22 protein-coding genes and 1 other RNA gene are annotated in these 21,503 nt (G+C 63.1%); 8 read left to right on the top strand and 15 right to left on the bottom strand.

The features are described from left to right. Positions 1 to 5: 5 nt before the first annotated feature. The 13 genes from FJ979_RS07770 to ffs all read right to left on the bottom strand — a co-directional run bounded on the left by FJ979_RS07770 (position 6) and on the right by ffs (position 12,205). A complete protein-coding gene (locus FJ979_RS07770) occupies positions 6 to 320 on the bottom strand; it encodes a hypothetical protein (RefSeq protein ID WP_140523831.1) in 315 nt (104 codons plus the stop codon). A 39-nt stretch (positions 321 to 359) separates the two neighbouring features. Continuing rightward, positions 360 to 1,109, bottom strand: a complete 750-nt coding sequence (locus FJ979_RS07775; protein WP_140580448.1) for an ABC transporter ATP-binding protein — start codon at positions 1,107 to 1,109, stop codon at positions 360 to 362. Next, positions 1,106 to 1,966: an ABC transporter ATP-binding protein gene (locus FJ979_RS07780; protein WP_140513126.1), complete on the bottom strand. Its 861-nt coding sequence runs from the start codon at positions 1,964 to 1,966 to the stop codon at positions 1,106 to 1,108. Before FJ979_RS07780 ends, FJ979_RS07775 begins: the two co-directional genes overlap by 4 nt. Next, positions 1,963 to 2,889: a nickel transporter permease gene (gene nikC, locus FJ979_RS07785; RefSeq protein WP_140496850.1), complete on the bottom strand. Its 927-nt coding sequence runs from the start codon at positions 2,887 to 2,889 to the stop codon at positions 1,963 to 1,965. Before nikC ends, FJ979_RS07780 begins: the two co-directional genes overlap by 4 nt. 139 nt (positions 2,890 to 3,028) lie before the next feature. Next, on the bottom strand, positions 3,029 to 4,096 hold the full coding sequence (locus FJ979_RS07790) for an ABC transporter permease (protein ID WP_140564874.1): 1,068 nt from the start codon (positions 4,094 to 4,096) through the stop codon (positions 3,029 to 3,031). A 9-nt stretch (positions 4,097 to 4,105) separates the two neighbouring features. Further along, on the bottom strand, positions 4,106 to 5,749 hold the full coding sequence (locus tag FJ979_RS07795; protein WP_140496855.1) for an ABC transporter substrate-binding protein: 1,644 nt from the start codon (positions 5,747 to 5,749) through the stop codon (positions 4,106 to 4,108). A gap of 253 nt (positions 5,750 to 6,002) precedes the next feature. Then, the gene (locus FJ979_RS07800) at positions 6,003 to 7,280 is read right to left on the bottom strand and encodes a lytic murein transglycosylase (RefSeq protein WP_140564877.1); all 1,278 of its coding nucleotides are present in this window, start codon (positions 7,278 to 7,280) and stop codon (positions 6,003 to 6,005) included. A 197-nt stretch (positions 7,281 to 7,477) separates the two neighbouring features. After that, positions 7,478 to 8,083 (bottom strand): recombination mediator RecR, encoded by a 606-nt coding sequence (recR, locus tag FJ979_RS07810; RefSeq protein WP_140513120.1) that lies wholly within the window; start codon positions 8,081 to 8,083, stop codon positions 7,478 to 7,480. Between the two features lie 98 nt (positions 8,084 to 8,181). After that, a complete protein-coding gene (locus tag FJ979_RS07815; RefSeq protein WP_140523817.1) occupies positions 8,182 to 9,141 on the bottom strand; it encodes a cell wall hydrolase in 960 nt (319 codons plus the stop codon). Positions 9,142 to 9,337: 196 nt separating this feature from the next. After that, the gene (locus FJ979_RS07820) at positions 9,338 to 9,745 is read right to left on the bottom strand and encodes a hypothetical protein (RefSeq protein WP_140496863.1); all 408 of its coding nucleotides are present in this window, start codon (positions 9,743 to 9,745) and stop codon (positions 9,338 to 9,340) included. A 71-nt stretch (positions 9,746 to 9,816) separates the two neighbouring features. Then, on the bottom strand, positions 9,817 to 10,140 hold the full coding sequence (locus FJ979_RS07825; RefSeq protein ID WP_140496865.1) for a YbaB/EbfC family nucleoid-associated protein: 324 nt from the start codon (positions 10,138 to 10,140) through the stop codon (positions 9,817 to 9,819). 30 nt (positions 10,141 to 10,170) lie between these two features. After that, complete coding sequence (locus FJ979_RS07830) at positions 10,171 to 12,003, bottom strand: DNA polymerase III subunit gamma/tau (protein ID WP_140580450.1); 1,833 nt, start codon at positions 12,001 to 12,003, stop codon at positions 10,171 to 10,173. 105 nt (positions 12,004 to 12,108) lie between these two features. Then, positions 12,109 to 12,205, bottom strand: an RNA gene (gene ffs / locus FJ979_RS07835) — signal recognition particle sRNA small type. A gap of 145 nt (positions 12,206 to 12,350) precedes the next feature. On the opposite strand from ffs, the gene FJ979_RS07840 reads away from it, so the two are divergent. The 5 genes from FJ979_RS07840 (at position 12,351) to FJ979_RS07860 (ending at position 14,964) form a co-directional block, all read left to right on the top strand. Then, positions 12,351 to 12,770, top strand: coding sequence for an HIT family protein (locus FJ979_RS07840; RefSeq protein ID WP_140496869.1), 420 nt, complete (start codon positions 12,351 to 12,353; stop codon positions 12,768 to 12,770). A 51-nt stretch (positions 12,771 to 12,821) separates the two neighbouring features. Beyond that, on the top strand, positions 12,822 to 13,763 hold the full coding sequence (nudC, locus tag FJ979_RS07845) for an NAD(+) diphosphatase (protein ID WP_140496871.1): 942 nt from the start codon (positions 12,822 to 12,824) through the stop codon (positions 13,761 to 13,763). A 19-nt stretch (positions 13,764 to 13,782) separates the two neighbouring features. Then, on the top strand, positions 13,783 to 14,088 hold the full coding sequence (locus FJ979_RS07850) for a Dabb family protein (protein ID WP_140580452.1): 306 nt from the start codon (positions 13,783 to 13,785) through the stop codon (positions 14,086 to 14,088). A 196-nt stretch (positions 14,089 to 14,284) separates the two neighbouring features. Beyond that, positions 14,285 to 14,539 (top strand): type II toxin-antitoxin system Phd/YefM family antitoxin, encoded by a 255-nt coding sequence (locus tag FJ979_RS07855; RefSeq protein WP_140513114.1) that lies wholly within the window; start codon positions 14,285 to 14,287, stop codon positions 14,537 to 14,539. Then, positions 14,539 to 14,964, top strand: a complete 426-nt coding sequence (locus tag FJ979_RS07860) for a type II toxin-antitoxin system VapC family toxin (protein WP_140513112.1) — start codon at positions 14,539 to 14,541, stop codon at positions 14,962 to 14,964. The genes FJ979_RS07855 and FJ979_RS07860 overlap by 1 nt, the downstream gene beginning before the upstream one ends. Positions 14,965 to 15,019: 55 nt before the next feature. Here FJ979_RS07860 and FJ979_RS07865 read toward each other — a convergent pair whose 3' ends face one another. Together FJ979_RS07865 and FJ979_RS07870 are read right to left on the bottom strand one after the other, a co-directional pair. Next, on the bottom strand, positions 15,020 to 15,883 hold the full coding sequence (locus tag FJ979_RS07865; RefSeq protein ID WP_140496876.1) for a prephenate dehydratase: 864 nt from the start codon (positions 15,881 to 15,883) through the stop codon (positions 15,020 to 15,022). A 35-nt stretch (positions 15,884 to 15,918) separates the two neighbouring features. Next, positions 15,919 to 16,647 (bottom strand): 3-deoxy-manno-octulosonate cytidylyltransferase, encoded by a 729-nt coding sequence (locus FJ979_RS07870; protein ID WP_140496878.1) that lies wholly within the window; start codon positions 16,645 to 16,647, stop codon positions 15,919 to 15,921. Positions 16,648 to 16,838: 191 nt separating this feature from the next. On the opposite strand from FJ979_RS07870, the gene FJ979_RS07875 reads away from it, so the two are divergent. The 3 genes from FJ979_RS07875 (at position 16,839) to FJ979_RS07885 (ending at position 21,452) form a co-directional block, all read left to right on the top strand. After that, on the top strand, positions 16,839 to 17,540 hold the full coding sequence (locus FJ979_RS07875; RefSeq protein ID WP_140496880.1) for a cytochrome c family protein: 702 nt from the start codon (positions 16,839 to 16,841) through the stop codon (positions 17,538 to 17,540). A gap of 166 nt (positions 17,541 to 17,706) precedes the next feature. After that, positions 17,707 to 19,584 (top strand): extracellular solute-binding protein, encoded by a 1,878-nt coding sequence (locus FJ979_RS07880; RefSeq protein ID WP_140523803.1) that lies wholly within the window; start codon positions 17,707 to 17,709, stop codon positions 19,582 to 19,584. Further along, complete coding sequence (locus FJ979_RS07885) at positions 19,584 to 21,452, top strand: extracellular solute-binding protein (RefSeq protein WP_140496884.1); 1,869 nt, start codon at positions 19,584 to 19,586, stop codon at positions 21,450 to 21,452. The genes FJ979_RS07880 and FJ979_RS07885 overlap by 1 nt, the downstream gene beginning before the upstream one ends. Positions 21,453 to 21,503 lie beyond the last annotated feature (51 nt).

The raw sequence follows: 21,503 nt of genomic DNA on the forward strand, positions 1-21,503 counted from the left end.
CCGAGTCATTCGTTGTCGTTGGTGGGTGTGGGACGCGATTTTGCCCGCTGCCAAGGTGACGATTTTGAGCTGCGCCAGGCATGCCAGCCTTCCGGCAAGTCGGCCAAGATTTGGATGCTTTCATCCCGCTGCAAAACGCTTTGCAGGCTCACGATCATTATGTCGCCTTCTTCAACAGGTCCGGTTTCGCTGTTGTGGAATTGCCAACTGCCGTCGTCATCGTCATGCGAGACATATGCGATCCAGTCGCCCCGGGTTACTATGCCCCTGTCCAAAAACACCCCGACGTTAGGAGGATCTGCAAACTGCCATTCCTTCATGACGTCCCCTAAGACGATCGGTTCGCAAGACAAGCGAATTCAAATAGCTCTCACAAACCCGTCGCTGGCCCGCAAGAGATTGCGCGTGTAATCCTTCGTCACGCGGCGTTCGACCAGGTCATCCGCCGTCAAATTCTCCACCGCCTCGCCGCTTTGCATCACCATCAGGCGCTCGCACATATGGGTGATGATGGCGAGGTCGTGGCTGACCATCAGGAAGGTGAGCTTGCGCCGCCGGCGGACCTCCTCGAGCAGGTTGAGCACCTCGGCCTGCACGGAGGCATCGAGCGCCGAGGTCGGCTCGTCGAGCAGCAGGACCGACGGTTCGAGGATGAGCGCGCGCGCGATCGCCACGCGCTGGCGCTGGCCGCCCGACAATTGATGCGAGTAGCGGAAGCGGAAGCCGTTGCCGAGACCGACCTCGTCGAGCGCCCGCTGGATCCGCTTTTCCCCGTCGCCAAAACCATGGATGGCGAGCGGCTCCTGCAGCAGGCGGTCGATGGTCTGGCGCGGGTGCAGCGAACCGTACGGATCCTGGAACACCATCTGCACTTCGCGGTAAAAGGCCTTGTCGCGGCGCGCGCCGAGCTTCTTGCCGTTGACCGTGATGCTGCCCGAAGCGACCGGCGCAAGGCCGGCGATCGCCCTGAGCAGCGTCGATTTGCCGGAGCCAGATTCACCGACCAGGCCGAAGGATTCGCCCGGCTGCACGTCCAGGCTGACGCCCTTCAGTGCGCGAAAGCGGTCGAAGATGACCTCCAGCCCGTCGACGGCAATTGCTGACGTCATGCCGCCCACTCCGGCTTGCGGTCGAGCACCGGCAGCGGGTGACGATCGGCGCCGATCTTGGGCATGCAGTTGAGCAGGCCGCGCGTGTAGGGATGCTGGGCGCGACCGAGTTCGGAGGCCTTGAGCTGCTCCACCACCTTGCCGGCATACATGACGATGACGCGGTCGCAAAAGGACGAGACCAGGCGCAGATCGTGCGAGATGAAGATCAGCCCCATGCCGCGCTCGCCGACCAGCCGGTCGAGAATGCCGAGCACGTCGAGTTGCACGGTGACGTCGAGCGCCGAGGTCGGCTCGTCGGCGATCATCATTTCCGGCCCGGCGATCAGCATCATGGCGATCATGGCGCGCTGGCCCATGCCGCCGGAGACCTCGTGCGGATGCAGGTCGAAGACACGCCGGGGGTCGCGGATCTGCACCGCCTCCAGCATGGCCAGCGCGCGCTCCCGCGCCTCGGCCTTGGAGACCTTCTCATGGGTGCGCAGCGTCTCGACGATCTGGCGGCCGATGCTCATCACCGGGTCGAGCGAATATTTCGGATCCTGCAGGATCATGGCGATGCGATTGCCCCGCAGCGCGCGGCGCTCACGTGGCGATGCGGCCAGAAGGTCGATGCCGTCGAAAGCCAGCCTCTTCGCCGATATCCGCGCCTGGGGCGGCGTCAGCCCCATGATGGCACGGCCGGTCTGCGACTTGCCCGAGCCGCTCTCGCCGACGATGCCGAGCCGCTCGCGGCCTAGCGAGAAGGAAACGCCGCGCACCGCCTCGATCAGCCCGGTGCGCGTCGGGAAGGTGACGCGCAGATCGTCGACTTCGAGCAATGCGCGTTCCGGCCGTGTCCTCGTTTCGCCGTTCATTGGTCGCCGCTCCGCGGGTCGAGCGCGTCGCGCAGGCCGTCACCAAGCAGGTTGAAGCCGAGGCTGACGATCAGGATGGCGAAGCCCGGCGCGCCGGCCACCCACCATTGGTCGAGCACGAAGCGGCGGCCCGAAGCGATCATCGTGCCCCATTCGGGCAGCGGCGGCTGCGCGCCGAGCCCGAGGAACCCGAGGCCGGCGGCGGTGAGGATGATGCCGGCCATGTCGAGCGTCACGCGGATGATCAGCGAGGAGATGCAGAGCGGCATGATGTGGCGCAGCACGATGCGGAAGGGCGAGGCGCCCATCAGCTCCACCGCCTTGATGTAATCGGAATTGCGCACAGTCAGCGTTTCGGCACGCGCGATGCGGGCATAGGGCGGCCAGGAGGTGATGGCGATGGCGAGCACCGCGTTCTCGATGCCGGGGCCGAGGGCCGCGACAAAGGCCAGCGCCAGGATCAGCTTGGGGAAAGCGAGGAAGATGTCGGTGATGCGCATCAGTATGGCATCGGTCCAGCCGCCGGCATAGCCGGCGACGGTGCCGACCACGAGGCCGATGGGGGCGGCGATGATGGCGACCAGGATGACGACGTACAGCGTCCAGCGCGAGCCGTAGAGAATGCGCGAGAGGATATCGCGGCCGAGATCGTCGGTGCCGAACCAGTGCTCAGCACTTGGCGCCAGCAGGCGCGCATTCTTCAGATCGCCGAAGGTCGGCGAATAAGGCGCCAGTACCCCTGCAAGGGCGGCAATGACCAGCAGCGCGATGATGATGAGCAGGCCGAGAAAGGCCAGCCGATTGGCGGAAAAACGCCGCCACGCGACATAGGCACGGCCGAGCCTCGCCTGCATGCGCGAGGCCGGCCGCTCGCTGAGCAGCCAGTCGCGGCGGGAGAGGGGGGCGGCGTCGGAGGCGGTCATGACGATGCCTCTTGGCGCTGTCGGCCCCCACTCCGGTCTGCTTCGCAGACCAACTCTGCCCCGTTCGACGGGGGAGAGGAAAGGTGGCCCGAAGGGCCGGGGTGGGCCGCAGCCGAGCCTGAAAGTGGGATTCCTCTGCTCATCTTACCTTGGTCCTCGGGTCGAGCACGCGGTAAAGCAGGTCGGACAGAAGATTGATGGCTATGAACACCGAGCCGATGACGATGGTGCCGCCGAGCACCGCGTTCATGTCGGCATTCTGCAGCGAATTGGTGATGTAGAGGCCGATGCCGGGCCAGGAGAAGACCGTCTCGGTCAACACCGAGCCTTCCAGAAGTCCGGCATAGGAGAGCGCGATCACGGTCACCATCGGCACGGCGGCATTGCGCAAGGCATGAGCCCAGATGATGCGGGTTTCCGACAGGCCCTTGGCGCGCGCGGCGACGATGTATTCCTGCGTGAGTTCGTTGAGCATGAAGGAGCGCGTCATGCGGCTGATATAGGCGAGCGAGAAATAGCCGAGCAGCGAGGCCGGCAGGATGATGTGGCGGAACGCGTCCCAGAAGACATCCCACTGCCCCTGCATCGCCGAATCGAGAAGGTAGAAGCCAGTGATCGGCGTGAAGGTGTATTCGTAGACGACGTCGAGCCGCGCCGGGAAAGCCACCCATTGCAGCTTGGCGTAGAACAGGACGAGCCCGAGCAGGCCAAGCCAGAAGATCGGCACGGAATAGCCGATCAAGCCGATGACGCGGACCACCTGGTCGATGAGGCTGCCGCGCCTGACGGCAGCCAGCACACCCAGCGGCACGCCGAACAGCGCGCCGATCAGTGTCCCCAACGTCGCCAGTTCCGTCGTTGCCGGAAGGGCGCGGCGGATGTCGGTCATGACCGGATTGGTGGTCAGCACCGAGGTGCCGAAATCACCGTTGAGAGCATTTTTGACGTAAATGTAGAACTGCTCGATCAGCGGCAGGTCGAGACCCATCTCGCGGCGCGTGCGCTCCACGACATTGGCCGGCGCCCGGTCGCCGAGCACGGCCAATACCGGGTCGATGGGGATGACGCGGCCGATGAAAAAGGTCACCGCGAGCAGACCGAGATAGGTCGTGATCGCGATCACCAGGAAGCGGCCGATCGATGAGAAAATGGTGACGGCGCGGGCGCTGCCGCGCCCTGCCGCCGCCTGATTTTCAGCTACGCTCATCCGCCGGCGCTATTCCTTGGAAACCGGCCCAACGAAATTGGTGTCGAAGCTCGGGCCGAGCGCGAAACCCTTGAGGTTCTTGCGCAACCCGGCGACTTCCAGCTGCTGATGGATGATGACGAAGGGACTGGTGTCCAGGATCTTCTGCTGCAGATCCTTGTACATGTCGGCGCGCTTGCCCGAATCCTTCTCCAGCAAAGCGGCTTCGGTTTGCTTGGTCAGGTCCGGAATATCCCAGGCGTTGCGCCAGGCCAGCGTCTTGGACTTGCCCTCATCCGAATTGTCCGGGTTCGAGGCAAAGGTCTGGGCATTGGAGTTCGGATCGAAATAGTCCTGGCCCCACTGACCGATATAGATGTCGTGGTTGCGGGCGCGGTACTTGGTCAACGTCTGCTTGCCGTCGCCGGGAATGATCTCAAGCTTGATGCCGGCCTGGCCGAGCGTCTGCTGGATCGATTCCGCCATGCCGGTTGTCGGCTGGCCGGTGCGCACATCCATGGTCACGCTGAAGCCGTCGGGCAGGCCTGCCTTGGCCAGCAGTTCCTTGGCCTTGGCGACGTCGAGCTTGAACGGGTTCTTGTCCAGTTCTCCGAGCACGCCCTTGGGCAGGAAAGTCTGGTGGATTTCACCGATGCCCTTGAGGATGGTCGAGCTCAGCGCGTCATAGTCGACCAGATATTTGAAGGCCTGGCGGACTTCGGGCTTGGCGAGGTTCTGGTTCTTCTGGTTGAGGCTGATGTAGTAGACAGTTCCCTTCGGCGCACTGGTTGTGGTGAGGTCGGCGTTCTTGGCAATGGCGTCGAGGTCGTTCGGCTCGAGATTGCGGGCGACGTCGATGTCGCCGGCCTCAAGCGCCAGGCGCTGTGCTGAGCTTTCCTTCATGTTGCGGTAGATGACGCGGGCAAGCTTTGCCTTTTCGCCGTAGTAATTGTCGTTCCGTTCGAGCACGACGGCCTCATTGGCGCGCCACTCACGCAGCTTGTAGACGCCCGAGCCGGCATAGCCGGTCTTCAGCCAGGCATTGCCGAAATCATTGTCCCATTTGTAGTCGGCGCTCGGCGTGACCGCCGCGACATGTTCCTTGACCAGCTTGGCGTCGACGACCGAGGCGACGGTGGCCGACAGGCAGTTCAACACGAAGCTCGGCGCATAGGCCTTGTCGACGATGAACTGGAAGGTGGTGTCATCGACCGCCTTGGCCTTTTCGGCGACATTGTCGCCGCTGATCCCGAACTGGTCGATGATGAAGGCCGGGCTCTTGTCCAGCTTGACGGCGCGTTCGAACGAATAGGCGACGTCGGCCGCGGTGATCGGGTTGCCCGAGGCGAATTTCAGGCCGGGCTTGAGCTTGAACGTGTAGGTCAGGCCATCGTCCGAGACGGTCCAGCTTTCGGCGAGGTCGCCCTTGACCTTGGAGGTGTCGCTGAGGTCGAGCCGGACCAGCAGGTCATAGGTGTTGCCGGTGACCTCGGCGGTCGACAGCTCGAACGCCTCGCCCGGATCCATGGAGATGATGTCGTCGATGGCAAAGCCTTCGACCAGCGTGTCGGCTGGCGTGACCGCGCCAGCCGGCGCTCCCGCGAGAAGCAGCGCCGACATTGCGGCACCCGCAAGCAGAATGCGGGATCGTAGAGCAAGCTTTTCCATCATCATGGTGATTGTTCCCTGTTTTGTTGACCTGAGTTCCCGGCTCAGGGTTGCGGTGTTTTTCCAGGCCGACAAGGGCCCCCTTTGACCACTTACCGTCGTGGTTTTTGTCCAGTTGGTCAACAGCATATCCGGCGGCCTCGCGGCGGGCAACGAGCATTTATGCGTCGGCTCACTGGATCATAGTGGCAGGCGGGCGAGCGGGAGCATGCGAAGGCCAACAGAGGCCAGCAGTCGAGAAAAAACCCTGACTTGAGAGTTACTTCAGAGCAGCGACCAGGCCGGCATCGGGAAAGCAGGTGGCGGGCTTGCCGTTCTTTTCCTGCCAGGCGCCGATCGAGCGGCGGGTCTTGAAGCCGGGCAGCCCGTCGGCGCTGCCGACATCATAGCCCTTGGCCTCCAGCGCCCGCTGCAGGGCGGCGATATCGGAGCGGTGGAGGTCACCGACCGCGCCCCAGTTGCCGGAAAAATTGGCATCGCCATGGGCGATGCGATCGGCGCCATGGCCTATGAACAGGGCATAGAGGTCGCTGGTGTTGTATTGCTTCAGCACGTAGAAATTGGGCGTGGCGATGAAGCCCGGGCCGCTGCGGCCGGCCGGCATCAGCAGGAAGCCCTCGGCCTTCAGCTCGCTCGCCGGGAATGCCTTGCCGCCGACACGCTTGATGCCCATTGCGGCCCATTGCGAGATTGTCTTGCCCTGGTCGGGGCCTTCGAGCGAACAGGAGACGCTCTCGGGAACGGTCACTTCGAATCCCCAGCCACGTCCCCTCACCCAGCCATAATGGACGAGATAGTTGGCGATGGAGGCGAGCACGTCAGGCGTCGAGCTCCAGATGTCGACGCGCCCGTCGCCATCGAAATCGACGGCATGCTTGAGGAACGACGTCGGCATGAATTGCGGCTGGCCGAGCGCGCCGGCCCAGGACGATTTCATCGCATCCACCGGGGCCAATCCGCGCTGGACGATCTCGAGCGCCGCCAGCAGCTCGGTGCGGAAGAAGTCCTTCCTCGTCGACATGAACGCCTTGGTGCCGAGCACCTCGAAGGCGTCGTAAGGCATCTTCGCCGCGCCGAACCCTGTTTCGCGGCCCCAGATCGCCAAAAGGACCTCGCCCGGCACGCCATAGCGCTTTTCGATCGCGGCGAGTGTCCTGGCGTTGGCCGCCTCGCGCGTCCGCCCGCCCGATGTGACCGCGCGGATGGTCTTCTCGGCGAAATAGGCGCCGGGCGAGCCGAACTCGGCCTGATGCTGCTTCTGCGGCGTCTTCGGCTTCTCGCCGGGCATGACAAGATCGGGCAGCTTGAGATTGGGTTTGACGCCGTCGAAAGCGGCATCGAAGGTCTGCTTGGAAATGCGCTTGGCCTTGGCGTCAGGCCACAGATCGCTCCGGAGCCAGGCGCGGAACTGGTCGTCGATCTTGGCGGCCGAGGCGGGAGGGGTGAGGAACAGTGCAGCCAGTATCGCCAGGAAAAACGCAAAGCAGAACTTGCGGAGGCCGCGTTCCTTGGCGCCCCCCTCTGGCCTGCCGGCCATCTCCCCCTCAAGGGGGGAGATCGACTGTTGTCTCTGCCTTCGCCAAACACCGCCGTTGAAAAGGAGATGCCGGCTGCGAAATTGCCAATCTCCCCCCTTGAGGGGGAGATGTCCGGCAGGACAGAGGGGGGCGCCACGGAACGCCAACTTTTGAGGATGCGGGATCATCGTGACAAGCATCCTTCCCCGCAATCGCGTCAAAACGCCGTCCTGGAGCGCAGCGCTGCCGCCAGCGTGCCTTCGTCGAGATAGTCGAGTTCGCCCCCGACCGGCACGCCATGCGCCAGCCGCGTTATCTTCACCTCGAAACCGGACAATTGATCGGTCAGGTAATGGGCCGTGGTCTGGCCCTCCACCGTGGCATTGACGGCCAGGATGATCTCCTTGACCTCGCCGCCGGCGACGCGGTCGACCAATGAGCGGATGTTGAGCTGATCGGGGCCGATGCCGTCGAGCGGCGACAGCGTGCCGCCCAGCACGTGGTAGCGCACGTTCATCGCCGCCGCCCGCTCCAGCGCCCACAGATCAGAGACGTCCTCGACGACGATCAGCGTGCCGGCGTCACGGCGCGGATCGGTGCAGATCATGCAGGGGTCCGACGTGTCGACATTGCCGCAGGTGGAGCAAATGCGCACCTTGTCGGCCGCCTCGCCCATGGCGGCGGCGAGCGGCGACAGCAGCTGTTCCTTCTTCTTGATCAAATGCAGCGCGGCGCGCCTGGCCGAGCGGGGACCGAGCCCCGGCACTTTGGCCAGGAGCTGGATCAGGCGTTCGATCTCGGGACCCGCGATTCGCTTGGACATTGCCCTGATCTAGAGCAATTCCGCGAAAAGTGCGAAGCGGTTTTGCGTCCGGACCGCGTCTCCAACCAGCACCGGCAGGCCGTCAAGTGCGGCCCGCCTCAGTTGGTTTCGAGCGGACGGCTCTGGCTGACGATCATCGCGCCGATGGCATCGGTGTTCTCAGGCGTCGACTGGAATCCCATCGCCGCTTCCTGCGGCGCGCCCTGCACCGAGGAAATGACCTTCGTGTTCAAGGTCCCGCCAAAACGAGCGGCGTCCGGTTCCTCCATCGGCTCCTGCATCGCCACCATCGTCGGCTTTTCCTGGACGCGCGCAGACTTTGCGGCCGGCGCAGCCGATGCCGTCACGTAGGTCTGCTGGGCCGCCTTGCCGGAGCGCATCGGCTCCGCCGCGGCAGTCACGTAGGCCGCAGCGGTGCGATCGGATGTCTTGGCCGCCGGCTCGGCGGAAGCGACACGAGTCGCGGCTACTCCGGGCAAGGCTGCTGGCTGCTCGGCCGAGGCGACCGCGACCGTCGGCTCGTCCGGCAGCGGCTGCCAGTTGCGGCCGCGCTTCTCGTAGAACGCATTGCCGCCGGCGACCATGGTGTAATGCATGTTCTTGTAGGGGAAGCGCAGGCCCGCGGTGTGGAAATACATCGTGTTCTTGAGCTTGGCCTTGCGCTCGCCCTTGAGCACGGCGTCGGCGGCTTCCTCGACATCGGGCATGGCACGCGAATTCATCGGCCTGGTCATGACGCCGGGCGCGAACTGGCCGCGCTCGCCCACCACCGCGCAGATGGTGTCACCATGTTTGCCGGAGCGCAGCCGGTTCATCACGACAGTGCCGACGGCGATCATGCCATCGCGGCTCGACCGGTTGGATTCGAAGAACATCGCCCTTTCCAGGCATTCCCTGTCCTTCGGCGTGTGGTAGCCGCGGGAGCTCAGGAAACTCGGCGTGATGGCGTCGGTCAGGCTGGACATGCCGTGTGACGCGGTCTGGCTGCAAGCGGCCAGGAACAGGGGAGACGTGACGACGCCGAGCAACAGCGGCGTCTTCCATCGCGTGGCAATCAACAGGTAACCCTCTCACTTCGATGCCCGCCCCCAGGCTGCGGCAAGAATGAGACACTTTCGGGCAAAATGATGGCTAAAACGTTATTAGTGAGATGCTGTTGCCAAACTGGCACAGTTACGTGGCAAGATCCGGACTTCAAGCCTTTGTTTTATGCACGCCCTTGTCCAGGCCGAGACCGCTTTTGGACGACATGCATTATCGCCCGGCTGAAATCGCTGCCGGCCGTCCTGGCTCAATTTCTTCGAATTTCTCCGAGAACAGCCCGCGCTTCAGGAACAATGCTCGCGCATTGCGGGCGACCGGCGCGATCTTTCCCGGCCAGTCGCTGTCGATGAACTCGGACCTGGTGAAATCGGGGTTGGCCTCCCCGGCAGCCTCCAGGAAATCCGCGATCTCCAGCACGATGGCGCGTTCTTCCTTCGAGAGCGCCGAAGTGCCCGCTTCGATCGAGGGGCGATGCACGAAATCCTCGAACAGGTTGAAATAGCCCTTGATGCCGACGAGATCGACGCCGGCATCAGAATCGGCCAGGATTTCCAGGATCTCGTAGATCCTGTTGCGGATACGCTGCTCGATCAGCCTTTCGGACGGCTCTTCGGCCATGGCCAACTAGTCTTTGGCTTTATGCATGTCGTTATCCCCAAAACTGTCGCACACTCTTGGGCGACATGCATCTAGAACGGCAGTTTCATTCCCGGCGGAATCGGCAGGCCGGCGGTCAGCGCCTTGGTCTTTTCCTGCATGATCTGCTCGACCTTGGCCTTGGCGTCATTGTGAGCGGCCAGAAGCAGGTCTTCGAGGATCTCGACCTCATCCTCCTTGAACAGAGACGGGTCGATCTTCAGCGACTTCATCTCAAACTTGCCGGTCAACGTGACAATGACCAGGCCGCCGCCGGCCTGGCCGACGGCTTCGACCGTGGCGATCTCGTCCTGCATAGCCTGGAACTTGGCTTGCATTTCCTTCGCCTTGCCCATGAGGCCGAGAAGATCTTTCATGGTCCGATCCTTTGCAGAGTCGTGGTTTCGTCAGGGTTCGTCGTCGTCCGCCGGCGGCTCGACCGGCACTTCGGCTTCGACCGCGTCGGCTTCCGGCGCGTCGGGGATGCGCACGTCGATGATCCTGGCGCCGGGAAAACGCGCCAGGATGGCGGCGACCGTCGGATCGCTCTTGGCGTCGAGCAAAGCGTTCTCGCGCCTGGTCGATTCCATTTCGGCCAGCGTCTGGCCGCCCTCTTCCTTCGACAGCGACACCAGCCAGTTGCGACCGGTCCAAGCGCGCAGCTTGGTCGTCAAGTCGTTGAGCAGCATTTTGGGCGCATCGTCGGTCAGGCTGACGTCGATGCGGCCGGGCTCGATGCGCACGAGGCGGATGCAGCGCTTGACCAGCACCTTAAAGGCGATGTCGCGCTGCGCGTCGGCAAGGGCGACAATATCGGCCAGCGATTTCAGCGATATTGGCTGCGCCTCCGGCGCCGGCTGCACAGGCGCAATGAAGGCGGCCGGAGCGGGCGCGGCTTCGACCAGCCGCATGGTCTGCGCGCCGCCCGACCCGCCGGGCATGCGCGCCTGCGCCACTGCGCTGGCGCCGTTGCCACCAGGAGCGCCGCCATTACCGGGGCTCGACGGCGCGCCGTTCGAACGCGGCGCGGCGCCCGGCGCCGGCAGGCCGTTCTCCAGCGACCTCAATGCCTCGTCCAGCGTCGGCAGGTCGGCCGCGTGTGCCAGCCGGATCAGCACCATCTCGGCTGCACTTACCGGCCGGTTGGAGGACTGCACCTCCGGGATGCCCTTGAGCAGCATCTGCCACGTCCGCGACAGCACCTTGATCGAGAGCGTCCGCGCGAAATCTGCGCCGCGCTCGCGCTCGTCCTGCGACAGCGCCGCGTCGTCGGCGGCGGCCGGAACGAAACGCAGCCGGGTGACGAGATGGTTGAATTCGGCAAGGTCTGTCAGCACGGCGGCCGGATCGGCGCCGGTGTCGTATTGCGCGCGCAATTCCGCCAGTGCCGCGGCAACGTCACCCTTCATGACATGTTCGAACAAATCGACGACGCGGGCGCGATCGGCGAGACCCAGCATCGCGCGCACGGCTTCGGCGCTGACCGCACCACCGCCATGCGCGATGGCCTGGTCGAAAATCGATTGAGCATCGCGCATCGACCCCTCGGCCGCGCGCGCGATCATTGCCAGCGCGTCGTCGTCCGCCTCTATGCCCTCCAGGCCCGCTATCCGGGCGAGATCAGTCTTCACCACAGCCGCATCGATGCGCCTCAGGTCAAAGCGCTGGCAGCGCGACAGCACGGTGATCGGCACCTTGCGGATTTCGGTGGTGGCGAAGATGAACTTGACGTGCGGCGGCGGCTCTTCCAGCGTCTTCAACAGGCCGTTGAAGGCCTGTGTCGACAGCATGTGCACTTCGTCGATGATGTAGACCTTGTAGCGGGCCGAGACCGGCGCGTAGCGCACCCGTTCGATGATGTCCCTGATATCATCGATGCCGGTGTGCGAGGCGGCATCCATCTCGATGACGTCGACATGGCGGCCTTCCATGATCGCCTGGCAGTGCTCGCCGAGCACGGCAAGGTCGACGGAAGGCTGGTCGATTGTTGCCGTTTTATAATTCAGGGCCCGCGCGAGAATGCGCGCCGTCGTGGTCTTGCCGACGCCGCGCACGCCGGTCAACATCCAGGCCTGGGCGATGCGGCCGGTGGCGAAAGCGTTGGTGAGCGTGCGCACCATCGGCTCCTGGCCGACCAGTTCGGAGAAATTCGCCGGACGGTACTTGCGCGCCAGCACGCGATAGGCGCCGGCCTTGCCTATCTCCAGGCTTTTTGGTCCCGAATTTCCGGCTTCGCTCATTCGCCCGCAAAACTCCAAATGGCCGCGCCAAAAGGCGGCCGATTCCTGCGCATAGTTTCGCCCGCGCTGCAATGCGTCGTCAACGTCGCGAGAAGGGCCGATGAGGTGGGAGGCTGGAACAATGACCCGTTCCGGGCTCGTTAGGGCTGCTTCCTTCCGGACCTGACCCGGTTGGCGAGTGGATCGTCCACCACCAACCTCCCTCCGTCCATATCGGCAATTCGGCGACGAAATGCAAGGGCGCAGGCAAATCGGCTGCACCAGCCACGAGATTCGCTTGCAGCCTCGATGCAGCCGCTCTAGCGTTCATGACTCTGAGGAAAACACCAAAAGCAAGGGAAACGCCGATGCTGCCGGGCCTGAAGGCCGGATTCACGCTGGATGCCCGGCTGGAGGCGGACAGCGAGCAGTTGATGTGGCTTGGGCTGTGTGAACTGCGCGTGATGAACGACCGCCGCTGGCCATGGCTGCTTCTGGTGCCGCAGCGGCCGGGCGTGGAGGAAATCCACGACATGACGCCGCTCGACCAGACAATGCTGACCTTCGAGACCAATATGGTGGCGCAGGCGCTGAAGAAGGTGACCGGCTGCACCAAGATCAACACCGGCGCGCTCGGCAACATCGTGCGCCAGCTGCACATCCACGTCATCGCCCGTTCGGAAGGCGATCCCGGCTGGCCCGGCCCGGTGTGGGGACACGGCCTGCGCGAGCCCTATCAGCGCTCCGAGCTGCGCCGGTTTGCCGAAACGATAAGGGCGGCGCTATAAGCCTTCCCGTGTCCATCCCGAACATGTCCATCCCGAACGCCCAGAGTCCGCATGAGCTTTAGCCTGTTTGACGCGCCCTTGCGCGAGCCGAGCCAATTCGTCGGCTTCGCCGGCAACAGTATCGACCGACAATCCGAGAACCGCGCCGACGATTCGGTCGACAAAGCGCTCGCCGATCCCGGAACCAGGCTGCTTTTGATGCAGGGCGGCCGGCTCTACCTGAAGGTTCGTGACGGCAGCTTCGATCCCTGGTTCGGCGTCGCCGAAAGCCTGCCCTTCCAGACCTTGCCCGGCAGCGGTGTGCTGCTTGGATTCTCCGACCAGGGCCCGGTGCTGGCGGTGACCGCCGGTCTCGAGCCGGAACAGCTTCCCGAAACAGTCAAGGCCATCGACTACCGCTCGGTCTACATGCAAGGCCTGATCGACGAAGCGGCCGCCGGAGCGATGGCGCAGGGCGCCGCACTGCTCGCCTGGCACGCCAGCCATCGTTTCTGCAGCAAATGCGGGACCGAGTCACAAATGCGGGCCGGCGGCTACAAGCGCCATTGCCCGAATTGCGGCACCGAGCATTTTCCGCGCACGGATCCGGTGGCGATCATGCTGACGGCGACGCGCGAGAAATGCCTGCTCGGGCGCGGCCGGCATTTCGCGCCGGGCATGTACTCCGCCCTTGCCGGCTTCATCGAGCCGGGCGAGACGATCGAGGCGGCGGTGCGCCGCGAGACGCTGGAGGAGGCCGGCATCCGGCTCGGCCGCGTCGTCTACCACGCCAGCCAGCCCTGGCCATTCCCCTATTCGCTGATGATCGGCTGCTTCGGCGAGCCGCTCAATGAAGACATCCAGGCCGACCTCAACGAGCTGGAAGACTGCCGCTGGTTCTTGCGCGACGAGGTGCGCCTGATGCTGGCCAGGGAGCATCCGGGCAATCTGATCACGCCGCCGAAGGGAGCCATCGCGCATCACCTGATCCGCGCCTGGGTCGACAGCGAATAATGGAAATCAGGAGAGGGAAATGATCCGCCATACCGTCGTGTTCACGCTGAAGCATCCGCCGCACTCGCTGGAGGAAAAAAGGTTCCTGGTCGACGCCAAAAAATTCCTCTCGGCGATCAGGGGCGTCACCCATTTCGAACAATTGCGCCAGATCAGCCCCAAGAACGACTACCAGTTCGGCTTCTCCATGGAATTCGCCGACCAGGCCGCCTATACCAGGTACAACGACCATCCCGACCACGTCGCCTTCGTGCGCGACCGCTGGATTCCTGAAGTCGAGACCTTCATGGAGATCGACTATGTGCCGCTTGGCGCAGTGATTTAGAAGCGCACGGCATCCAGTCCCGGTCGTGTTCCATAGCTTATCGCGGGCGCGAAACACAGCCAGTGCCGTGGCACTCCTATCAAGGCAGCGCAACCCCAATCCTGGACTTGCGATGAGTTGCCAATCGCGGTCGAATCTTGCAATTCTGCTTAAGTAGATTAAATGTAGCTACGTAACTACATTTTGCGAGGCTGATATGATCGTCACCACGCTTTCGGGCCGCGAGCTCAATCAGGACCTTGGCCGTGCAAAACGCGCCGCCAAGGACGGACCCGTGATCATCACCGACAGGGGGCGGCCGGTGCATGTCCTCTTATCATTCGATGAGTACAAACGGCTCACCGACAAAACGCGGTCGCTCGGCGAGATGCTGGCTGCGCCGGAAGCTGGAGAGCTTGATTTGCCGCTCCCGCCCCGCACGGAACATGCCAAGCCAATAGACTTGTCCTGATGCTGTTGCTCGATACCAATGTGGTGTCCGAACTGCGAAAGGTAGCGAGCGGCAGGGCGCATCCTAATGTCGTGCTATGGAACGAGACCGTCGATCCCGCCGAAACCTTTATCTCGTCCGTGGTCCTGCACGAACTGGAGATTGGCGTGCGACTAGTGGAACATCATGATGCCATTGCGGGCAAGGTGCTGCGCAATTGGTTGGAAAATGCGGTTCTTACGACATTTTCCGGTCGAATCCTGTCTCTGGACGAGGCGGCGGCCGTTCAGGCGGCCCAATGGCATGTACCCAATCCCAAACCGATCAACGACGCCTACATCGCAGCCACGGCCTTCACCCGGCGTATGACGCTGGTGACGCGCAACATCGGGGATTTCGAGGGAACCGGAGTAGCACTCGTAAACCCGTGGGACTTCCCGAACTAGGTACTTTCATGCATGTCGTTGTCCCAAAACCGCTGCGCAGTTTGGGCGACAGGCACTAATCCGCTACCTTCCACTGCTCGCGTGACTCACTCGCCGGATAGACGCCGAGGATCCGCACCTCGCGCGAGAAGAAGCGAAGCTCGTCCAGCGCCAGCTTGACCAGCGGATCGTCGGGGTGGCCCTCGATGTCGGCGTAGAACAGTGTCGCCGTGAAGGCGCCGAGTTGGTAGCTCTCGAGCTTGGTCATGTTGATGCCGTTGGTGGCGAAACCGCCCATCGCCTTGTAGAGCGCGGCCGGCACGTTGCGGACGCGGAAGATGAAGGTCGTCATCATCTTGGCGTCAGGCGACGGGCGTTCGGCCCACTGCTTGTTCTTGGTCAGGACGACGAAGCGCGTGACGTTGGAATCGGTGTCCTCGACATTCTCCTCGATGATGTCGAGGCCGTAGAGCGTGGCGGCCAATGCCGGGGACAGGGCCGCCATGGTGCGGTCCTTGACCTCGGAGACCATCTTGGCCGCGCCCGCCGTGTCGCCGGCGACAACCGCCTTCCAGCCATTTTTGCGGACGTATTTGCGGCACTGGCCGAGCGCATGGATGTGGCTGTGCACGGTTTTGATCTCGTCACGCCTCACACCTGGCAGCACCATCAGCTGGAAATGGATGGGCAGGAAATATTCGCCGACGATGTGCAGCCTCGATTCCGGCAGCAGATGGTGAATGTCGGCGACGCGCCCGGCGATGGTGTTCTCGATCGGGATCATGGCGAGATCGGCCTTGCCGGTCTCGACCGCATTGAACGCGTCCTCGAAGGTCGGGCACGGCAGCGGCTGCATCGAGGGATAGACGTTACGGCAGGCGGTGTCGGAATTGGCGCCGGGCTCGCCCTGGAAGGATATTCTGTTGGTCTTTTCAGGCATGGCCAATTCTCGTTGAAGGGGTGTCGGTTCAGCGCTCAGTTTGAAAGGATCGTTCTGGCCCGTTCCAGGTCTTGCGGCGTGTCGACGCCGAGCGGCAGCGACCGCACGATCTCGGCGTCGATGCGCATGCCGGCTTCCAGCGCCCGCAACTGCTCCAGCCGCTCGCGGCGTTCAAGCGGCGACGGCTTGAGCGCCACGAAGCGCTCGAGCGCCGAGCGGCGATAGGCATAGAGGCCGATATGATGATAGAGCGCGCCCTCGCCCCAGGGCGCGGTGGCCCTGGTGAAATAAAGCGCCCTCAGCCTGGTGGCCGACAATGGCGAGCCAACGATCTTGACCACGTTGGGATTGGTCTTTTCCTCGTCGCGCTCGATCTCGACGCCGAGCGTTGCGATGTCCACCGCCTTGTCCTCGAACGGCCTGAGCGAGGCCACGATGATCGCGGGATCGATGGTCGGCAGGTCACCCTGCACATTGACGATGGTTTCGACCTTGTTTGCCGGATCCAGCACCGTCAGGGCCTCGAATATCCGGTCCGAACCCGATTCGTGGTCCGAGCGCGTCATCACCGCCTCGAAACCATGCGCGCGCACCGCTTCCGCCACGCCTTGCGTGTCGGTCGCCACCACCACACGGCCAAGCCCGGCCTCGGCGGCGCGGCGCGCGACATGGACGATCATCGGGGCGCCGGCAATGTCGGCCAGCGGCTTGCCCGGGAGCCGGGTCGAGGCCATGCGGGCGGGGATCAGGATCAAGGTGGACATCGGTTTGGCGGGCGTTCGAAACGAGGAGGGGAAAGTGGCAAAAGGTCTCACTGGAAGCGCCCTTATAGGTGTTGCAACGCCGGAGCAAAAGACCTAGTTTCCGCGCGATTTGACCGGCTCTGGAGGGCAGGTCTCGATACCGACGGACGGAGTGGACGGATCGGTCCGCCGGAAAAGGGAGCAAGGGGCGTATGGATTCCAACGAAGTCAACAAGCTGCTCGCCGGATTGCTCGGAACCGTTTTCGTGGTGTTCTCGGTCGGCATCGTGTCGGACGCGCTGTTTGCCTCGCCCGCTCCGGAAAAGCCCGGCTTCGCCATCGAGGCCGCCGAGCCCGCCGAGGGCGGCCCCGCCGCTCCGGCAGCCGCCGAAAAGCCGATCGCGGATCTTCTGGCCAACGCAAGTGCCGAACAGGGCGCTGCCATCTTCAAGAAATGCCAGGCCTGCCACTCCGGCGAGAAGGGCGGCCCCAACAAGGTCGGCCCGGATTTGTGGGATCTCATCGACCGCCCGGTCGCCGAGCATGAGGGCTTCGCCTATTCGGCCGGCATGAAGGAGTTTTCCAAGGGCGGCACAGAGAAGTGGACCTACGACAACATCAACCACTTCATCACCTCGCCGAAAAAATTCGTGAAAGGCACGGCGATGGGCTTTGCCGGCCTGCCGAAGGAAGAAGACCGCGCCAACGTCATCGCCTATCTGCGCACGCTGTCGGACAATCCCAAGCCGCTGCCCGCGCCGGGCGCTGCCGCCGATGCATCCGCCCCCGCCAAGCCCGCCGAAGGGGCCGCACCGGCCAAGCCGGCCGAAGGCGCAGCTCCTGCCAAGCCAGCGGCGCCTGCGGCTCCCGCCGCACCAGCTCCGGCCGCCCCGGCACCGGCGCCTGCTCAATAAACCGGATCTCGTCTCGACGACCTTGAAAAAGCCGGGTTCAGCCCGGCTTTTTCGTTAGGAAAACCGCATATGCGGCGACAAAGCCGCGCATGGCGGTTTTCACGCGCGGCAAATCATCTAGATTGCCCTTTCTGGATGATGGCACGCATCGCGAAGAGGACAGTGGATGACGCTTGGCCGAGTGCTTCTCAAATCGTTGTTGGCGGCGGCCCTGCTGGCCGCGGGGTTGCAGGCGGCCCTGGCCGATGAATGGCGCACCACCTCATCGCTGATCGGCGAATCCAAATATGGCGACAATTTCCAGCACTATGACTACGTCAATCCCAACGCGCCCAAAGGCGGCACGCTGAATTCGGTGGTACTGGGCACGTTCGACAGCTTCAATCCCTATATCGTGCAGGGTTCACCGGCCGCCGGCCTGGTCGGGTTCGGCGGCGGCCTGCTCTACGACACGCTGATGGAGCAGGCGACCGACGAAGGCAGTGTCAGTCATCCGCTGATCGCCGACGCCTACAAATACCCGGCCGACTTTTCCTCGGCGACTTACCGGCTCGACCCCCGCGCGAAGTGGCATGACGGCCAGCCTATCACCGTCGACGACGTGATCTGGTCATTCCAGGTGCTGAAGGCCAACAGCCCGATGTACAGCCGCTATTTCGAGAACGTCACGGATGCCGTGGCCGTCTCGGATCGCGAAGTCGAGTTTCATTTCAGCCAGAAGGGCAACCGCGAGCTGCCTAAAATCCTGGGTGACCTCGCCGTGCTGCCGAAACACTGGTGGGAAGGCACGGATGCCAACGGCAAGAAGCGCAACGTCACCAGGCCGACGCTGGAGCCGCCGCTCGGCTCCGCCGCCTACAAGATCGCAAGCTTCAAGCCTGGCTCGGAAATCGTCTGGCAGCGCGTGCCGGACTATTGGGGTGCCAAGCTGCCGGTGAAGGTCGGCCGCGAGAATTTCGACAGGCAGCGTTTCACCTACATCCTTGATGACAATGCCGCCTGGCAGGCCTTCACCAAGGGCGGACTTGACGACATCAAACCGGAAAACAGTTCGAAGCGCTGGAAGACATTCTATGATTTCCCGGCGGTCAAGGCCGGCGATGTCATCAAGCAGGAATTCAAGACCACCTCGCCAGAGCCGATGCAGGCTTTTATGCTCAACCAGAGGCGCCCGCTGTTCCAGGACCGCCTGGTGCGGGCCGCGCTGACCTATCCTTTCGACTTCGAGACGATGAACCGTACGCTGTTCTACGGGTTCAACACCCGCACCAGCAGCTATTTCCAGGGAACTGAACTGGCCTCCAGCGGCTTGCCGCAAGGCAAGGAGCTGGAAATTCTGGAACAGTATCGCGACAAGCTGCCGCCCGAGCTGTTCACCCAGGAATTCAAGCTGCCGGTCTACGATTCGCCGCAGGCCGAGCGGAAATACCTGAAGCAGGCAGTCGACCTCTTCGCCAAGGCTGGATGGGTGATCAAGGGCGGCAAGATGGTCAATGCCAAGACCGGCGAGCCGTTCAAGTTCGAGATACTCGGCTGGAACGACACCGACCAGGTCATCTCCAGCCCCTATATCGCCAATCTGCGCAAGATCGGCGTCGACGCCACGTTGCGCATCATCGACCAGACCCAGTACGTCAACCGCGTCAACAATTTCGACTACGATGTCATTATCGGGCAACTCGGCCAGTCGGAATCGCCTGGCAATGAGCAGCGCGACTTCTGGAGTTCCAGGGCAGCCGACCGGCCGGGGTCGCGCAACTACGCCGGCATCAAGAACCCGGTCGTCGATGCCCTGGTCGACCGCATCATCTTCGCCACCGACCGCGACGATCTGGTTGCCGCCACCCATGCGCTCGACCGCGTGCTGCTGTGGAACTACTACGTCGTGCCGCAGTACTATCGAGCCGTGGTCTGGCTGGCTTACTGGAACAAATTCGGCATTCCCGCCAAACAGCCGAGCTATATCGGCGCCGACCAGAATTCCTGGTGGATCGATCCGGAGAAGGAAAAGGCGCTGGCGGCCAAATACAAGGGCAACAATTGATGGCGGTGCTGCCCCGTCGCGATTTCCTGGGCCTGGGCAGTGCCGCCGCTGTCGCCGCCCTGTTGCCCGGAAAAGCCTTTGCCAATATTGCGACCGGCACCAAACTGCACGGCCTGTCCGCCTACGGCGACCTCAAATACAAACCGGATTTCACGCATTTCGACTACGTCAATCCGGATGCACCCAAGGGCGGCCAGATGAATTTCGCGCCGCCGAACGCCACGCTCAACCAAAGCTTCCTGACCTTCAACACGTTGAATTCCCTGGTATTGAAAGGAGATGCGCCGCCGCGCACCGAACTCTGTTTCGATTCCTTGATGGCAAGCGCGCTCGACGAGCCGGATGCGGTCTACGGCCTGCTTGCCGAGTCCGTCACCTTGTCGCAAGACCGCAACGGCTTCCGCTTCGCGCTGCGACCGCAAGCGCGTTTCCACGACGGCTCGCCGCTAACCGCCGAAGACGTCGTCTTCGCGTTGAAGCTTTACAAAGAGCAAGGGCATCCGAACCTTTCCCAGGCGTTGCGGTATATGACCGACGCGGTCGCCGAGGATCCGCTCACCCTCAACCTTACCTTCAACGGCGAACAGTCCGCGCAAAACATCCTCAGGATCGTGGCGATGCCGATCGTGTCCAAGGCCTTTTATGCGGTCAATGATTTCAATGCCTCGACGATGACGCCGCCGCTCGGCTCGGGACCATACAAAATGGGGCGGGTGGCCGCGGGACAGACAGTCGAATATGAGCGCGTGCCCGACTATTGGGGCCGCGACCTCCCGGTGAATCGCGGCCAGTATAATTTCGACCGTATCCGCATCGACTTCTATCTCGACCGGCAGGCGGCGTTCGAAGCCTTCAAGAAGGGTGACACGCATTTTCGCGAGGAGTTTACCGCGCGGGTCTGGGCGACCGGCTACGATTTTCCGGCGCTCAAGGACGGCAAGGTCGTCAAACGGGAATTTCCCGGCGAGAAGACGCCAGACATGCAGGGCGTCGCACTGAACCAGCGTCGTGCGCAATTCCGCGATGAGCGGGTGCGACGGGCGATCGCCCGGTGTTTCGATTTCGAATGGATGAAGCGGGCGTTGTTTTATGGCTCTTACGAGCGCTCTCAATCGAACTTCGAACGGTCGGATTATAAGGCCGAAGGCTTGCCCTCGCCTGAGGAACTGGTCCTGCTGGAGCCATTCCGGGCCGAGTTGCCACCGGAGGTTTTTGGCGAAGCCGTGACGCAGCCTCTGTCCGACGGGTCAGGCCATGACCGCAAGCTGCTGGGCGAGGCTTCGAGATTGCTCGCGCAAGCCGGCTGGAAGCGGGCGGGCAATTTCGTCGTCAACGACAAGGGCGAGCGGCTGCGGGTGGAAATGCTGACGGAGGATGACGGCATCGTTCGCATCTACACCCCATGGTCCGAGAATATGAAGGCGATCGGGATCGACGCTTCGATCCGGCAGGTCGATTCGGCGCAATATGAACAGCGGCAGAGCGATTTCGACTTCGATCTTACCGTGCTGCATTGGTCGATCGGGGCGACGCCGACTGACGACAGCCTGGAGATGCTCTATGATTCTCGAATGGCGAAAATCCCGGGGCAGCGCAACTACCCCGGAACAGAAAGCAAGGCCATCGACGCGTTGATCGTGGCAGCCGGCAAGGCGCAAAGCCGGTCCGAACTCGTCACCGCGCTCAGAGCGCTCGATCGGGTCTTGCGCGCGCGGCTGGACTGGATTCCAACATACTATCTGGCGAATCACCGCGTCGCCTATTGGGACATGTTCGGCTTCGTCGAGCAAAAGCCCGATTTCGGCTTTCCGGTCGAGACGCTGTGGTGGTTCGACAAGGGCAAGGCGGCAAAAATTGGCAAAGGCTGAATTTCTTGCGGGCGTAAGCACCGCCCCTCACCTGCCTGCCGGCATCCTCTG

The organism is Mesorhizobium sp. B1-1-6, from assembly GCF_006443035.1.
Lineage (GTDB): Bacteria > Pseudomonadota > Alphaproteobacteria > Rhizobiales > Rhizobiaceae > Mesorhizobium.

Excerpts from the sequence above, each read along its gene's own strand:
- FJ979_RS07770 (WP_140523831.1), bottom strand. The coding sequence starts at position 320 with ATGAAGGAATGGCAGTTTGCAGATCCTCCTAACGTCGGGGTGTTTTTG.
- FJ979_RS07775 (WP_140580448.1), bottom strand. The coding sequence starts at position 1,109 with ATGACGTCAGCAATTGCCGTCGACGGGCTGGAGGTCATCTTCGACCGC.
- FJ979_RS07780 (WP_140513126.1), bottom strand. The coding sequence starts at position 1,966 with ATGAACGGCGAAACGAGGACACGGCCGGAACGCGCATTGCTCGAAGTC.
- nikC (WP_140496850.1), bottom strand. The coding sequence starts at position 2,889 with ATGACCGCCTCCGACGCCGCCCCCCTCTCCCGCCGCGACTGGCTGCTC.
- FJ979_RS07790 (WP_140564874.1), bottom strand. The coding sequence starts at position 4,096 with ATGAGCGTAGCTGAAAATCAGGCGGCGGCAGGGCGCGGCAGCGCCCGC.
- FJ979_RS07795 (WP_140496855.1), bottom strand. The coding sequence starts at position 5,749 with ATGATGATGGAAAAGCTTGCTCTACGATCCCGCATTCTGCTTGCGGGT.
- FJ979_RS07800 (WP_140564877.1), bottom strand. The coding sequence starts at position 7,280 with ATGGCCGGCAGGCCAGAGGGGGGCGCCAAGGAACGCGGCCTCCGCAAG.
- recR (WP_140513120.1), bottom strand. The coding sequence starts at position 8,083 with ATGTCCAAGCGAATCGCGGGTCCCGAGATCGAACGCCTGATCCAGCTC.
- FJ979_RS07820 (WP_140496863.1), bottom strand. The coding sequence starts at position 9,745 with ATGGCCGAAGAGCCGTCCGAAAGGCTGATCGAGCAGCGTATCCGCAAC.
- FJ979_RS07825 (WP_140496865.1), bottom strand. The coding sequence starts at position 10,140 with ATGAAAGATCTTCTCGGCCTCATGGGCAAGGCGAAGGAAATGCAAGCC.
- FJ979_RS07830 (WP_140580450.1), bottom strand. The coding sequence starts at position 12,003 with ATGAGCGAAGCCGGAAATTCGGGACCAAAAAGCCTGGAGATAGGCAAG.
- FJ979_RS07840 (WP_140496869.1), top strand. The coding sequence starts at position 12,351 with ATGCTGCCGGGCCTGAAGGCCGGATTCACGCTGGATGCCCGGCTGGAG.
- nudC (WP_140496871.1), top strand. The coding sequence starts at position 12,822 with ATGAGCTTTAGCCTGTTTGACGCGCCCTTGCGCGAGCCGAGCCAATTC.
- FJ979_RS07850 (WP_140580452.1), top strand. The coding sequence starts at position 13,783 with ATGATCCGCCATACCGTCGTGTTCACGCTGAAGCATCCGCCGCACTCG.
- FJ979_RS07855 (WP_140513114.1), top strand. The coding sequence starts at position 14,285 with ATGATCGTCACCACGCTTTCGGGCCGCGAGCTCAATCAGGACCTTGGC.
- FJ979_RS07860 (WP_140513112.1), top strand. The coding sequence starts at position 14,539 with ATGCTGTTGCTCGATACCAATGTGGTGTCCGAACTGCGAAAGGTAGCG.
- FJ979_RS07865 (WP_140496876.1), bottom strand. The coding sequence starts at position 15,883 with ATGCCTGAAAAGACCAACAGAATATCCTTCCAGGGCGAGCCCGGCGCC.
- FJ979_RS07870 (WP_140496878.1), bottom strand. The coding sequence starts at position 16,647 with ATGTCCACCTTGATCCTGATCCCCGCCCGCATGGCCTCGACCCGGCTC.
- FJ979_RS07875 (WP_140496880.1), top strand. The coding sequence starts at position 16,839 with ATGGATTCCAACGAAGTCAACAAGCTGCTCGCCGGATTGCTCGGAACC.
- FJ979_RS07880 (WP_140523803.1), top strand. The coding sequence starts at position 17,707 with ATGACGCTTGGCCGAGTGCTTCTCAAATCGTTGTTGGCGGCGGCCCTG.
- FJ979_RS07885 (WP_140496884.1), top strand. The coding sequence starts at position 19,584 with ATGGCGGTGCTGCCCCGTCGCGATTTCCTGGGCCTGGGCAGTGCCGCC.